7 protein-coding genes and 1 rRNA gene are annotated in these 14580 nt (G+C 39.5%); 5 read left to right on the top strand and 3 right to left on the bottom strand.

The genetic code is table 11. The features are described from left to right. Positions 1-75 precede the first annotated feature (75 nt). The 4 genes from HMPREF9449_RS14280 (at position 76) to HMPREF9449_RS14265 (ending at position 4670) form a co-directional block, all read left to right on the top strand. Positions 76-1401: a TlpA family protein disulfide reductase gene (locus tag HMPREF9449_RS14280; protein ID WP_009137978.1), complete on the top strand. Its 1326-nt coding sequence runs from the start codon at positions 76-78 to the stop codon at positions 1399-1401. A gap of 98 nt (positions 1402-1499) precedes the next feature. Continuing rightward, complete coding sequence (locus HMPREF9449_RS14275) at positions 1500-2183, top strand: hypothetical protein (RefSeq protein ID WP_009137977.1); 684 nt, start codon at positions 1500-1502, stop codon at positions 2181-2183. A gap of 178 nt (positions 2184-2361) precedes the next feature. Continuing rightward, positions 2362-3921, top strand: coding sequence for a sensor histidine kinase (locus HMPREF9449_RS14270; RefSeq protein ID WP_009137976.1), 1560 nt, complete (start codon positions 2362-2364; stop codon positions 3919-3921). A gap of 59 nt (positions 3922-3980) precedes the next feature. Beyond that, complete coding sequence (locus HMPREF9449_RS14265; protein WP_009137975.1) at positions 3981-4670, top strand: response regulator transcription factor; 690 nt, start codon at positions 3981-3983, stop codon at positions 4668-4670. Between the two features lie 51 nt (positions 4671-4721). Here the strand turns inward: HMPREF9449_RS14265 and HMPREF9449_RS14260 are convergent, their stop codons facing one another. The 3 genes from HMPREF9449_RS14260 to hisS all read right to left on the bottom strand — a co-directional run bounded on the left by HMPREF9449_RS14260 (position 4722) and on the right by hisS (position 13801). Further along, positions 4722-10415 (bottom strand): alpha-2-macroglobulin family protein, encoded by a 5694-nt coding sequence (locus HMPREF9449_RS14260; RefSeq protein ID WP_009137974.1) that lies wholly within the window; start codon positions 10413-10415, stop codon positions 4722-4724. 347 nt (positions 10416-10762) lie between these two features. After that, the gene (gene hutH, locus HMPREF9449_RS14255; RefSeq protein WP_009137973.1) at positions 10763-12259 is read right to left on the bottom strand and encodes a histidine ammonia-lyase; all 1497 of its coding nucleotides are present in this window, start codon (positions 12257-12259) and stop codon (positions 10763-10765) included. A 168-nt stretch (positions 12260-12427) separates the two neighbouring features. Beyond that, positions 12428-13801: a histidine--tRNA ligase gene (gene hisS / locus HMPREF9449_RS14250; RefSeq protein ID WP_009137972.1), complete on the bottom strand. Its 1374-nt coding sequence runs from the start codon at positions 13799-13801 to the stop codon at positions 12428-12430. Positions 13802-14370: 569 nt separating this feature from the next. Between hisS and HMPREF9449_RS14245 the strand changes: the two genes are divergently transcribed. Next, positions 14371-14580: ribosomal RNA gene (locus HMPREF9449_RS14245) — 16S ribosomal RNA — on the top strand; the annotation flags it as partial.

Here is a 14580-nt window from a genome sequence, read left to right as displayed (position 1 = left end):
TTTATTATATTTTTTTTAACATCAAATAAAGCTCTCTTTTTTTATATTTGTTCATATAAAAACGGGGAAAAATTGATGAAATATTTATTTGGGACAATAATTATCTTGCTATTGTCATTTTCATGCGTCCGCAAAGATTTTGTCTATATAAACGGGAGAATAGAAAACGGGGATTCTGTAGCGACAGTGTGGGTGGACGATAGTGTTTACACTTTCCTTTTAGACGAAAATGGTTTTTTTTCGGGAAAAATCAATCTAGTAAAAAGTGCATTTGCTTCATTTGGATCAAATATCTGGGATATTTATTTGAGGCCCGGAGAGGATTTAACCATCAATATGAATTTACTGAACATTTCTGGTTCCCTCAATTTTAGTGGAAGTTTGGGAGGAATTAACAATTATTTGAAGGAACAGGAAATGGCAGTGTATTTCGATAAGGATTTCTATGCATTGGATGAAGAGGTTTTTGTCGATAAATTGAAAACTCTAATTGACGAAAAGACAGAGTTGCTGAAGGCGAAAAATTTTGATAAGGATTTCACGGAATTGGAAATGCAGAGAATCCGTTATTCCGTGGGAGAACGTCTGCTGGTTTACCCGATTTATAAACAACAATATTCAGCAAATTATAAACCCGGTAAATTTTTTAAAGCATTTTTGGAGACTTTTTCTCTGAATTACCACCAGTTGTTCGTGACCAAAGCTTACCGGAAATTCTTATTGGACTATGCTTATTCCCAAGGAGGGAATAATTATTCTACAGGACCGGATTATACCACCGGCTTAGCCGATTATGTTATGGCGAATTTTGACCGCCAGGACGTCCGGAATTTTTTACTGAAAGAAACTGTTGATCGGTATATCTGGGAGAATAATGGCGTGGATGGTGCCGAGTATTTGCTGGAAATTTTTCGGCGAGAATGTACAGATCCGACTAGCCGGAAATATATTGAAGAAGTAGTCGGACATTTTGAGAAATTATTACCCGGTAAACAGGCTCCTGATTTTAAAGTTTTCAGTCCCCAAGGGAAGGGTATACATTTGTCGGATTTTAGAGGATCTTATCTTTACCTGAGTGTATGGGCGAGCTGGTGTCGTCCTTGTAAAAAGGAATTACCCTATGTCGGTAGTTTGCTGAAGGAATATAAAGGGAGAAATATAAGGTTTTTGTCTGTTTCCATCGATGAAGCATCCGAAAAGAGACAATGGGTGAGCTTACTGGAGAAAAATCACTATGGCGGAATACAGGCTATTGTAGGGGATAAAAACATCTTTAGTAAAGATTATATGATCATCAGCGTGCCTCGTTTTATACTGATTGCTCCCGACGGAAGTATTATTGATTCCAATGCTCCCCGTCCTTCCGGAGATATCAGAACTCTTTTAAACAAATTTATTTGATATTTTTTAGCTTTTACTTTTTGTTTTTTTAAAACTTTTATATATTTGTCTGAAGATTTCCTTAAAAGGGAAAACCTGTAAGACAGAAGTAAAGAATAATGAAAAGTTTTGGGTTACGGATAGGGTTATTCATATTTTTTTTGAATGCCTGTAGCCCGAATGAAATCAGAATAGGGGGAGAGTGTAGAGGGCTGGTGGGAGATACGGTAGTTTTATATGGTTTATCTGCAGAAAATGGGGATACTTTGTTATTGGCTGTCCAGCGTGTGGAGAAGGGGATAATCGATCTCAGAACAGATGAATTACAACTGCCGGCAAAAGTGGGGTTGGGAATAGGGGGGAAGAAAATTTTCTTTATCGTAGATTCCAAAGAAATTGTCTGCTTAGGGAAAGAGGAGCAAGATAGCAGTAAGATCCGGATAGAAAGTGGAGAATTGGAGCGGGAATATCAGGTGGTGTATAGAATATTGAACCAAAAATATGAAATGCCTGCTCAGAAATTGCAGGAAAAGATCCAAGTGCTGGAGGGACGCCAGGAAAAAACGGAATCGGAAAGAAAAGCATTGGAAGAATTATATCGGAATTTAGACCGGTGCAAACGATATAAAAAAGAATATATAAAAAAGACGATACAAGCAAATCCAACACATGAACTGTCTTTGTTTTTACTGTGGGATGAATTAGGGGATGAGGTTGAATGTCAGGATAGTTTATTTAGGGAGATGAAAATAATGAATAAAAAAAGTAATATTTATAGATTATTGGCCCAAAAATTGCTATAAGTATAAACCACGTGAGTGGTTTTGTTTTCCCGTTTTTATTACTTAGTTGTTTTTAGGGGTACCTGCCCGGGTACCCCGTTTTTTATTTTAGACAAATAATATTACTTTTACAAAATCAAGCGAAAGGAAGATTGTGGGAAGAGGGGGCTTGACCTTTTCTGTATTCAGGTGTCGGAACATGATAAAAAAATTAATTATCCGGATATTGCTGATTTTCATGATAACGGCTTTTTCCGCTATTGTCATAGTACAATGGATATGGATAAAGTATGCTATACGGGAGCGGCAATATAAGTTTTCATCCAGGGTATACGATGTGCTGAACCGGGTCGTAAACCGGGTGGAGGAAATTAATTATATGAAATATTTGCTGGAAATGCAGCAACAGTTAGGAGAGATACGGAATTATAACGAGCTGATTTCCTCTTCGGGAGGAAATACTACCTGGCCTTCTACTTATCTGTTCGATTTTCTCGACAATAATGTTAATCGTTTTAAGGAGGACCGTTCTTTTCTATCGGGACACTGGAATGCTTTACCTCAATCGGGAGCTAGAAAAATGAGTAGTCAGGAACTTATTGTACAAGCGATAAAGTCGACAGGGTTTACTCCGGTAGATTCCGTTTCTTCTGCCAATTTTTATGCGCTGCTGAATGAGAAACTGAAGGAGTTTATGATTCGTTTGGTGAAAGAAAAAGATCCTCAGAATGTCTCTATTCAGAAAAGGCTGGCTAGCGTTGATCTCCAGAGTTTGATGACCGGATATTTCCGGGGATACAACATCCGTCTTCCTTTTACTTATGAAATACTGACTAAAAAAGATATATTGGATAAGGTCAAGAATAAAGAATTGCAAAATTTTTATTATGTAGATTTATTCCCTTATGATTACGTGAAAAAAGATTATTACCTGGGAGTGAGTTTTAAATCTGTGCAGTCGGTTATTCTGGAAAATATGGGATGGTTGTTTTTAGCTTCCGGCTTTTGCATTTTTGGTTTGTTGTTTGTATTTGTCATTACGATTTGGATTATCATGAGGCAGCAAAAACTGTCCGTCATAAAAAATGATTTTATCAATAATATGACGCATGAGTTTAAAACGCCGATAGCGACGATATCTTTGGCCACCTCTGCCATTACGAAAGAAAAGGTATTGAACGACAGGGAACAATTGCTGCATTTTAATGCCATGATAAAAAGTGAGAATGACCGGATGAATAAATATGTGGAACGCATATTGGAGCAGGCAAAAATGGATCGGCACGAATTGCATTTGTGTAAAGAAGAAACAGATATGAACAAACTGATTCAGGAGGCGGTAGGACATTTTATGTTGCAGGTACAGAATACCGGGGGGAAATTAGAATGCCATTTTGAAGTAGAACATTTTATTTTGTATGTGGATCAGGTACATATGCTGAACGTCATTTCTAATCTTTTGGATAATGCTGTAAAATATTCTCTGGGCGCTCCGGAGATCGAAGTTTATACTCGTAGAGAAGGAAATGAGCGTGTGATTGGGGTAAGTGATAAGGGAATCGGTATTTCCAAAGAAGCTCAGCGAAAGGTCTTCAAGCGTTTTTACCGGGTTCCGAATGGGAATTTGCATAATGTAAAAGGTTTTGGATTGGGATTGAGTTATGTGAAATCCATAGTCGAGTTGCATAACGGCCAAATACGGTTGATTTCCAAAAAAGGAAAAGGAACCTTAGTCGAAATTATTTTCGGAACAGAGTGATGAGCTGTATTGTTCGCTTTTAAACAGAGTATGTATTAAAAAATTCTAATATAATCAGTATGACACAGAAAATATTATTAGTAGAAGATGATCCTTGTTTTGGTTCTGTCTTACAGTCTTACCTTCAATTGTCCGATTATGAAGTTACCTTGCGTGTAAATGGAAATGAAGGATTAAATGCTTTTCGGAAAGAAAAATTCGATATATGCCTCCTGGACGTTATGATGCCTGAAATGGACGGTTTTACGCTGGGAAAGAAAATTCGGGAAATAGACCCTTCTGTTCCTTTTGTCTATATAACAGCTAAAAGTTTAAAAGAGGATATGAAGTTAGGCTATGAGATCGGAGCGGATGATTATATTGTAAAGCCTTTTGATTCCGAATTATTGATTTTAAAGATAAAGGCTATATTGAGTCGTTGCGAGCACGAAGGAAATGAAGGGAAATTGAAATTAATCCGTATCGGAGAATACGAATTTAATACAGAGCTGCGTACTATTTCGAAAGGGGAAGATATCTTGAAATTGACACCTAAGGAAGCACATCTGCTAACCTTGTTGTATGAACACCAGGATAGCTTGTTAATGCGGGATAAAGCTTTGAATGAAATATGGGGAGCTAATGATTATTTTACGGCCCGTAGTATGGACGTATATATAACGAAATTAAGAAAATATTTTAAAGATGATGCCCATATCCGGATCGAAAATATCCATGGTTCGGGCTTTCGCCTCGTGATAAAATCTTAATAAGGAAGGTCCGAACAAATGGCTGTTCGGACCCTTTTACTTCTTAAAATTTTATCTGACTTCAATTTCCTGACTACGGCTGTGGGATACGAATTCAGGGGCATACATCGATTGAATGGTTGCCAGACCATCCTGATAAATTCCTTCCTGATTAACCCATACCGGATATTCAAATACATAGGTTCCCTTAGGTAAATGCCGGATAAAGAAATTACTTACGCCGTCTTTTATTTCTTCATAGTAAAACGTTCCGTATTTCCATTGATTGCCGGAGATTTGCTGTACCGGTTCAAAGCAGGCAGCGCGTGAATCTTTTAAATGGATGTATTCCATATCCCGGTCCAGGCTAACGGTTAAGCGTACGACAACCTTGTCTCCGATTTGCAAGGAAGTGTTGAGAGGAATGAGTTGGGGCCCGGATTCGCTATTTTTTTCGATAAAAAGTTTTTTCTCGATATTCAGAATGTCCTTTTTCTTTTTCTGAACTTGTTTCAGCTGATCGAAATATTGTAAATAGAGGGCTCCCCAACTGGGGGTATTTTGTTCTTTTGTAATGGTAAGTTGGGATAAATCGGGGGAAATGGCGGTAGCTGGATAGACCGTTTTGATATAGCCCAGCATTTGATCGGCTTTGTTCATATCTATTTTTTGATTTCCCAATGCAACCGTCAATTGCTCTTGACTGTCCAATTGAGTATTGCCGGTTAGGAGTAAGGCATAGATGGCGTCGACTGTACTCGGGGTATTGCCCCAATTTTGCGTTTGTTTCTGACGCAATAACCATTGTTTCATTAAATCTGTATGGGCGGTATTTCCTTCTATTTCATGAAAAGCTTCCATAATCGCCGTATGGACCTGTATGGCAGAATTCAAGGAATAACCTGAGGAGTTATTGTTCGCCCAAAACATACCGAGTTCCGCATTTACTGTGGCATATTCCTGTAAGGAATTCAAAATTTTTCGGGCTGTCTCTGGTTTTCCGTATCGGAACAAGGTCGTTGCCGTCAAGGCTTTTTCGTAAAGAGAAAACCGGTTCCACTCTTTTTCGGCCAAACCGATATAATATTTATGAGCTTGCAGGGCTTCTCCCAGTGGAATGTCGCGGTAAAAACTGCGGACATATAGATAAAGAATTTGACTGTATGTCAGTTTTTTGTTTTTCTTTTCATAATCTTTGAGGATTTCGTTATCCAAGTAGCGTAAGGCCTTGATTTGCATCATTTTTTCTTTTTCTCCTCCTTCGGTTTTTCCGGTTAATGTGGCCATGGAGAATATATTCAAGACATTGCAGGTCATAAAACGGTCGGAGGGCATGCCTTTAAACCAGCTCCATCCTCCGTCTGCTTCTTGCAAGGCTTGTATTTTTTGAAAAGCCGTCTGTTGGAGTTGCTGCAGCCGGTTCTGATCGAAAAGTTGGGCCAGGGACTGTATACGTTCCGTTTCATTTTGTGCGTCTAATACCCAGGGAGAATTTTCCAGGAGAATAGATTTGAGTTCCGGGTTTTTCTCTAGTTGCGAAATATAGTCTGTTGCATTCCCCTGTTCAGCCTGTAGTGTCTGGATTGCAGCTACAATGCGGGGATTGGCTGTTGCGATATAGTTTCCTATTGTGTTTACGTAGAAGGCTGCCGCGATAGAGGAAATGTTCTCCGTTTGGGGTTGTTGCAGGCTGGGGAGAGCCAGCACGGCGTACCAAAGGGGATTGGTAGTGACTTCCAGTGTAAGCCTGTAATCTTCTTTCGTAGGAGAGACGGCGTCCAGGTGGAAAGTCTGAGTCCCTTTCTGATTGATAAAAAAAGGAAGAGCTTCTGTGAGCATAACTTTGTCCGGAACGACGGCAATCAAGTGTTGTTCTCCATCGCTGAAATCCGAAGTGGAGGCGATAATCCGGCAGCCGATGACAGATATGTTCTGGGGGACTGTAAAGCCTTGGGATACTGTCGTATTTTGTTGGGGATTTGCAGTGAAGTCCGTCACCCGTCTTAACTGTACCCGGTTGGTCAAGGGATCGAAAAGTTCTAAAGTGACTTGCCCGGTTTGTAAATTTCCGCTTCTGTTACTAACTGTGGTTTTCAGTATTGTGCTATCTCCGTTTCGGAAATACCGGGGAAGGTTTGGCATCACCATCAGTTGTTTGGAAGTAGTGATTTCTTTTTCTATTAAACCGTGACTTAAGGACCGGGTATGGGCTAAAGCCATAAATTTCCAACGGGTAGTGGCATCCGGCATTGTAAAATGTATCCGGACAATACCGCTGTCATTGCTGACAAGTTGAGGGTAAAAGAAAACAGTTTCCTGAAAATTTTCCCGAAGTGTCAGCTTTTTTTCCGGAGCTGAATTTGTCGTTTCGGAACGCTCAGTATCTTGAGCATATACCGGTAGTGCGGCTTTATGATTGGCTATTGGCATACCGGCATTCCTGTCTTCCAGGGAATGGAGACTCCTAGCCTCATAATAAGCGTATGGTTGTTTATAGAGTTTTAATTCGTCAAACTGGAAAGGAGGAACAGCCTTGTAAGGTATGGGAAAAGACATATAAATGCTTGGGGTGGGGGGATACATCGGTGTTCTCCAAAGGGGATAATTGCTATTCCAGCCGGGGAAAGGATTAAAATACCAGTTGTTTTTTAGAAATTGATCCAACGATTGGTCGTACAGGACTGCTAAAATTTCAGCCGTAACCGGTAAGCCTTGATGATCCCGGATGATAAATTCCCAGTTTTCTTTTTGTCCGGGCTGTAATTGATCCCGGAACACTTTGGTTTGTATGGTCAGGTCTTTGTTTGCCTGTATTTTATGGATTTCAATCTGGTTGTTGAAAAATTTTCCCTCTTTTACAAAAGAAAGCATAAGGCAAAGAGTGTTACCATATTGTTCGGAGTAAGGAATACTGAAGTGTTTAACTTGGTCGGAAAGCTGGAGAAATTCCCGTTTTAGCAATTGATAACCATCATACAGTTCATAGAGTACGTATACATTTTTTGCAGAACTGCCGAATAAAATTTCTGCATTTTCTCCTGGTTTACAAGAAGTTTTCTCTTGGACCAGCCAATTGTAAGTTTGTATTGGAGGCCGTTTGTCCTGTGGAGAATAGAGATAAAATATTTTTTTATGTTCTATATTCCCTCCCCTTACAAGAATGACATAAGCTCCGGAGTCCCAGGTTTTTAAATTCAGGGACGAATCCGTATTCGTCAGTAGAACCCCTTCCGCCATCTTTTTCTCTGTTTTTATACTGTCAGGATGGTAAGTCTGCTCCAAAGAGTTTAAAGGCGCAAGTTTGTAAAAGGTATAACTTATATTTTCTGAAACTTTGTAATCTGAAGAATTACGAGCTAAGACAGAGAAGGCGATGGGCATTTCTTTGTTGACGTATTCAGGAAAACGGATTTCGAGGGAAAAGGGAGAGACATTCATAGGAAGCTGAACGGCTGTCTCCTGAGTTTCGCCTTTGGAATCTGTAGCGGAAAGGATAATTTCATAATAATAACCTTGCAGAAGGACAGGGTTATGGGTCGCAGGGACTTTTGTCGGAAATTTTAGTTGGAAGTTTCCGTCAATGTCCGTGCTCAACTGTCCTTTTATAGAGGAGGGCTCCGGTGTTTGCCACCGATAAGTTTGCTTTAGATAGATTTGATAGTTGATCTTTGAATGATCTAGGGGTACGCCTGAATATGTTTTTAGGCGTCCGTCGATTTGAAGGGTGTCTCCGAAAGCATAAGGTTTTTTTAAAGGATCTATTTGAATTTCTATCTCTGGCCGTTTGTATTCGGCGACTTCTATCTGGGTTTGACCATTTGTCGTGGAAAGGATATAGGTGCCATTGAGGCCTTCTTTCGGAATCACAAAACTACCACTGAAAGAACCCCATTCATTGGTTTTTACCGTTAGTTCTTTCCGGTTTTGGCTGTTGGTAAAGTGATAGAATTGAATAGTATACGTTTTTTCGGTGTTTAAAATGGAGCTATCCGGAGAGGAAGCCCAGGCGATACCGCTGAACAATACCGTTTGTCCAGGACGATAGATTTTACGGTCTGTAAAAAAATTTACATTTTGAATTTGGGCGTTGCTCCTTTCAAAGAAAGAAGCATCGTAATAATAGGAATAAATGTAATTGTTCGGATTTTGGATATCCGTTACTTCGTAATAAAATTGTTTGTATTTTTTATTCCCGCTTGTCAGTTTTAATGTGGCCCTTCCATTTTTATCCGTTTTTACCTGAGTAAGAGGGAGGAGATGGGCCAAAGGTGGATATTGCTTTTCCAAAGCCTCATAAACATTAATTGTCGCATTAGGGATCGGTTTACCGCTTTGTTTATTCCTGACCATAAAATGAACCCGGTTATTTTTTTCGATTTGAATAGCGGTAAAAAGATCGTTGACAATAAACATCATATTATCTGTTTTCTTGCCGTTTGCCTCTATCAAGAGTTCGTACATACCGCTTTTGAGAGCTGGTAAAGAAAAAGAGGTGTCTTGTTGAAGAGGTTCGGAAGGTAAGGTATAGGACTTTGTATAGAGAGATGTTGTTTGGAGGGGAGTTTTATTGTTTTTTTTCTGTTCATAGGATCGGGTTGTCTCTTGGAGCCGGGAAATACTGAGTTTTATTTGCGTGATATTTTTATAATTAGCTTTCAGGGAAAAGGAGGTATTCGGATAAATGATTTCGGAAAGACTTACATGGAGTTCTGGGTTTTCAATTTCATTTTTCAGGTCTTTCAATAATCCTATTCTTTCATAGTCGGGATATTTTTTTAGGCCCAACTCACAATAATATAAGGCTTTTTTTATCTCGCTGAGTGCAGAATCCGAACGGGAAGAATTTGACCAGTATAATCGCGCTTCTTCGTAAAGAATTTCTACTACATAAGGGATGTCAGAAAAGTCCCTTTCTAATTCTTGCAGGCGGCGGAGATAAAGGGAATCATTTTGTAAAATTTCCTGTCCGTAGGTTAACCGGTCCAGGTCTGCTAATAAAAGAGCGGGACGGTTAGCAGCAGATACCCTGAATTTCAATAGGTTTTGGTAAATTTTAAAGACATTTGAAACCACATCGTAAGGTTTTGTTTCCAGTGGTATGGAAATAAAGTGAGAGATAACCGATAGAAAATCAGGGTGGGAGGGTGTAGATTGCGGGAAAAAACGAGCTATATTTTCGGAATTACAATTTCGGAGTTGTTCTATACTGCGATAAGCTAAAAAATCATAGAGGGTCGGGCGTAATTGTTTCGAATCCGAACCGGTTTTCAGGATTAAATTATAGGTACTGGCCGGTGTTTTTTCAAGATCAGTTTGGGCTTCCAAGGCGGCTAAAGCATGATAGAATATCTTTTCTATAAAAAGATTTCCGCTCCATTCTTTTATATCTTCGGGCACGAAATTCGCTAGGGGGGTACGTTGATTGATCTGATAAGCATGCTGATTGTAATAGTCTTGATAATATTCTGCCAGGATGCTATGTAAAATACTTTTCTCTACCGGATTTTTTAAATTCGTAATCAGCTTTTCTATTTCCTGGAAAAGAGGGAGAATGGATTCCGAATCGATTAACGATTGACAGTAAATTCTGATGGTAAGGGCTTGTATTAATTTCGGACCGTTTTTTTCGAGTAAAGCTTGATCATACATTTTTTCGGCTTTAGCTAAAGCTGTTTTCGGTTTCTCATCGCATAATTTTTTCCAGTCAGTTTGAGAAAAACCTGAATACGAAATGCATAATAAAATAAAACAAAGTACTGTTTTCATGATGTTTATTCTTTATTGTTTATGTTTTGCATCTGCCTCTGAATTGTCTTTACGGACATTGTTCTTTAAAGATGTTGCAAACACAATAATTCCATAAAGTTAAAGAATTATTTTGGGAATATCTTTTTCCGGATTTAAAATGATAAAGAGATTTTAGAAAGAAAGGGGAAGGAGGAATTTGTCTGAATGTAAAAACTTTTGGAAGTCCGAGTATCCAACATAGGGGGAATGAATTTTCGTTGATTAACGGTCTACCTGTTCGGAATCCATTTTTAGTCAGAACTGAAAGTCCGTTAATCAACGAATTGTCAGAGAGGCCTCTCTGACAAAAAAATTATTTTCGCATTTCAATTGGCGTGAAAATCACCAGCCTTCAGGAATTCGGTTGCAGCGTCGATATCTTTATACATGACGCGGTCTTCGCTGTTAAAAGGAACGATGCTACGGAATTCTTGGAGAAAATCTTCCAAATAAGGCGACGTTTTGGTCGGGCGTTGTAAATCAATAGCCTGTGCTGCATTTAGAAGTTCTATGGCCAGTATCCGTTCTACATTTTCGCAAACCTTTATTGTTTTGGTCGCGGCATTCCCTCCCATACTGACGTGATCTTCCTGCTCGTTGGAAGAAGGGATGGAATCGACGCTACAAGGCGTGCACAGTTGTTTGTTTTTGCTGACGATAGCGGCGGCGGCATATTGAGGGATCATAAAACCGGAGTTCAAGCCGGGGTTTGCGACAAGAAATTCGGGTAAATTACCCCGGTCTCCGGAAATCAAACGATAAGTACGTCTTTCGGAAATGCTCCCTAACTCTGCCAATGCGATACTCAAAAAGTCGAGCACCAGGGCCAAAGGTTCCCCGTGGAAGTTGCCTCCTGAGATGATTAAGTCATCTTCTGTGAAAATTGTCGGATTGTCGGTGACGGAATTGATTTCCCTTTCGACTACCGAAGCGACATACAGGACCGTATCTTTACAGGCGCCGTGTACCTGGGGCATACAACGGAAAGAATAAGGATCTTGTACCCGGACTTTTTCTTTTTTCTGGAATTCAGATCCCTCTAGCAGGGTCCGTACATTGCGGGCTGTCTCTATCTGTCCCGGATGGGGACGGGCAGCCTGTATCTGGGGTAAAAACGGATCAATACGTCCGTCGTAGGCATCCAGGGAAAGAGCTCCGATAATATCGGCATATTTTATAATTTTGAAAGCTTTTAATAGGGCGTAAACAGCATGAGCGCTCATGAACTGAGTACCGTTTAAGAGTGCTAAGCCCTCTTTGGCCCCTAGGGCGATAGGTTCCCAACCCAGTTCTGCATTCACCTCTTTGGCTTCCCGGATTTTGTTTTTATAATATACACATCCTTCGTTAATCAAGGGAAGGAAAAGGTTGGCTAAAGGTGCCAGGTCGCCAGAAGCCCCTAAAGAACCCAATTCCCGTACGACAGGAAGTACGTCGTGGTTATACATATCGATAATCCTTTCTACTGTTGCCAGCTGTACTCCGGATTTCCCTAAAGACAGAGCGTGTGCTTTCAGGAGGAGCATCAGACGGATGAGGTCTTTCGATATCGGCTCTCCGATACTACAAGCGTGCGACATCACCAGATTGGCTTGTAACTGACTTAAATCGGCTGTGGAAATACTGATTTTACAAAGAGAACCAAAACCTGTTGTGATACCGTAAAGCGGTTTCTCCGAAGTGGCAATTTTGTGGTCCAAATAAGCTTTACAGTCACAAATTAATTTTTTACTCTCTTCTGAAAGAGCTAATTTATAACCTTTATGTAGAATAGTATCAATGATCTCAAACGTTAGCGGAGCTGGAGAAATAAAATGTTTCATAACAAAAGATTTAGAATGATATTTACTATAAAAAAGGAAGCCGGAAAAATTCCGGTTGGGTTTGCTGTAATGAAAAACAGCAATTAAGGACATCGGGTATCAAAACCATGGCTCTTTAAAGGCCTGTGTTCTTTTTTATATAATAGCATAAAATGTTTCAGTGAGATTTTAGATTGTTTCTTTTTTCAGTTCCTCTGCTAATTCATTCAGTTTGATATTTTTCTGTTCTCCTGTAAGCATATTTTTTAAGGAAACAATTCCTGAGTTTATCTCGTTTTCTCCAATAAGGGCTACAAAAGGAATGCCTTTTTTATCGGCATAAGCCATTTGTTTTTTCATTTTGGCTGTGTCGGGATATAATTCGGCGTTGATCCCCTGATTGCGCAGTTCCTGAAGATAGGACAAACAAAACTGCTCTTCCCGGAAACCGAAATTTACAAATAATATTTGAGTGGTCGTGTTGGAATCTGATGGAAATAAGTTCAATTGATTCATGACATCAAAAATACGGTCCGCTCCGAAGGAAATGCCGACTCCGGATACATTTTTTAAACCAAAAATACCTGTCAGATCGTCATAACGTCCCCCCCCTGTAATACTGCCGATTTCTGCATCCAGAGCTTTTACTTCGAAAATAGCTCCCGTGTAATAACTTAATCCTCTGGCCAGAGTGAGATCCAGCTGAATATCGATAGAGATTTTCAACGTTTTCAGATAATTGAATACCTGGTTTAGTTCTTCTATCCCTTTTAAACCCGTTTCACTTTCAGAAAGCACTTGGCGTAATTGTACTAATTTTTCTTCATTGCCCCCTTTTAAATCTAAAATCGGTTGTAATTTTAAAATTCCTTCCTCGGAAATTCCCCTTTCCCGTAATTCTTGCTGAACAGCCTCCCGACCGATTTTATCCATTTTGTCAATGGCCACTGTAATATCGGTTAACTTTTCCGGATACCCAATGATCTCTGCTATTCCTGCTAATACTTTCCGATTGTTGATGAGCAGACGGACATTGATTTTCAATCTTTGATAGACTTCGTTTACGATTTGAATAAGTTCTACTTCATTGAGAAGAGAATCGCTTCCCACCACATCGACATCACATTGGTAAAATTCACGGTAACGCCCTTTTTGAGGCCGATCGGCTCTCCAAACAGGCTGTATTTGATATCGCTTAAATGGAAAACTGATTTCAGATTGGTGCTGAACTACAAAACGGGCAAAAGGAACAGTCAAATCGTAACGAAGTCCCTTTTCTGAAATTTTGTTGGTTAGTTTGGGAATGTTCCGTTCTTGTAATTCCGAATCGGAAACGTCCGAAAGAAAATTTCCGGAATTGAGAATCTTAAAGAGTAATTTATCCCCCTCGTCTCCATATTTCCCCATAAGAGTCGAGAGGTTTTCCATGGCCGGAGTTTCTAAAGGCATATAACCATATAACCGGAAAACACTTTTGATTGTATCGAAAATATAATTTCTTTTCACCATGATTTCTGGTGAATAATCTCTTGTCCCTTTGGGTATCGAAGGTAGTTGTGCCATTTATTTCTAGATTTTAATTGTCGGTTTGTGTGAATTGCTGTCCGGGAGAACCCTGAATCCGCAAAACTAAGCGGACAAATATAACAAAAGTAGAGATAAAATACCAGAACCTGTAGAAAGAAACAGAAAAGAAGATTTTCTTTATAAATCGGATAAAAGGTAGAGAAAAGAAAGTTTTGATTCTGTACGACTGTCGTTTATTTTTCTGTTATATAGTATTTTATGTCGTATTGTGAAATTTTTTCAAAAAAAAAGGGTATAAAAATTTGGAAAAGGGGTAATAATTGTTTTATCTTTGCACCCGCTTTCGGGAAGAGTTGCAGGAAGGGAAAGGGGTAAACAAACCGAAACGCGAGTTCTTAAAAAAAGTTTCAAAAAAGTTTCGGAAAGATTTTGCAGAACAAAAAAGTGGTATTATCTTTGCCGACGCTTTCCCCCGAAATTTTGGGGATTTTTAGAAGCTAAGAAAGTTCTTTAAAATATTGAAGTGACAAACAAGCAAGTGCGAGTCCTTAACAATGAATGATAAGGAATTATAACCTGACACAGGAAACACAAAAAAAACTTTAACTATGAAGAGTTTGATCCTGGCTCAGGATGAACGCTAGCGACAGGCTTAACACATGCAAGTCGAGGGGTAACAGGGTGTAGCAATACACCGCTGACGACCGGCGCACGGGTGAGTAACGCGTATGCAACCTGCCTTTGACAGAGGGATAGCCCATGGAAACGTGGATTAATACCTCATAGTCTCTTTTTCCTTCCTGGGGAATAGAGTA

Source organism: Odoribacter laneus YIT 12061 (assembly GCF_000243215.1).
Taxonomy (GTDB): Bacteria; Bacteroidota; Bacteroidia; order Bacteroidales; family Marinifilaceae; genus Culturomica; species Culturomica lanea.
Note: the sequence above shows the minus strand (reverse complement) of the source record. Positions and strands in the feature narration are given on the sequence as shown.

Bases quoted from the DNA above. Each gene is read 5' to 3' on its own strand.
- HMPREF9449_RS14280 (WP_009137978.1), top strand. From the start codon at position 76: ATGAAATATTTATTTGGGACAATAATTATCTTGCTATTGTCATTTTCA.
- HMPREF9449_RS14275 (WP_009137977.1), top strand. From the start codon at position 1,500: ATGAAAAGTTTTGGGTTACGGATAGGGTTATTCATATTTTTTTTGAAT.
- HMPREF9449_RS14270 (WP_009137976.1), top strand. From the start codon at position 2,362: ATGATAAAAAAATTAATTATCCGGATATTGCTGATTTTCATGATAACG.
- HMPREF9449_RS14265 (WP_009137975.1), top strand. From the start codon at position 3,981: ATGACACAGAAAATATTATTAGTAGAAGATGATCCTTGTTTTGGTTCT.
- HMPREF9449_RS14260 (WP_009137974.1), bottom strand. From the start codon at position 10,415: ATGAAAACAGTACTTTGTTTTATTTTATTATGCATTTCGTATTCAGGT.
- hutH (WP_009137973.1), bottom strand. From the start codon at position 12,259: ATGAAACATTTTATTTCTCCAGCTCCGCTAACGTTTGAGATCATTGAT.
- hisS (WP_009137972.1), bottom strand. From the start codon at position 13,801: ATGGCACAACTACCTTCGATACCCAAAGGGACAAGAGATTATTCACCA.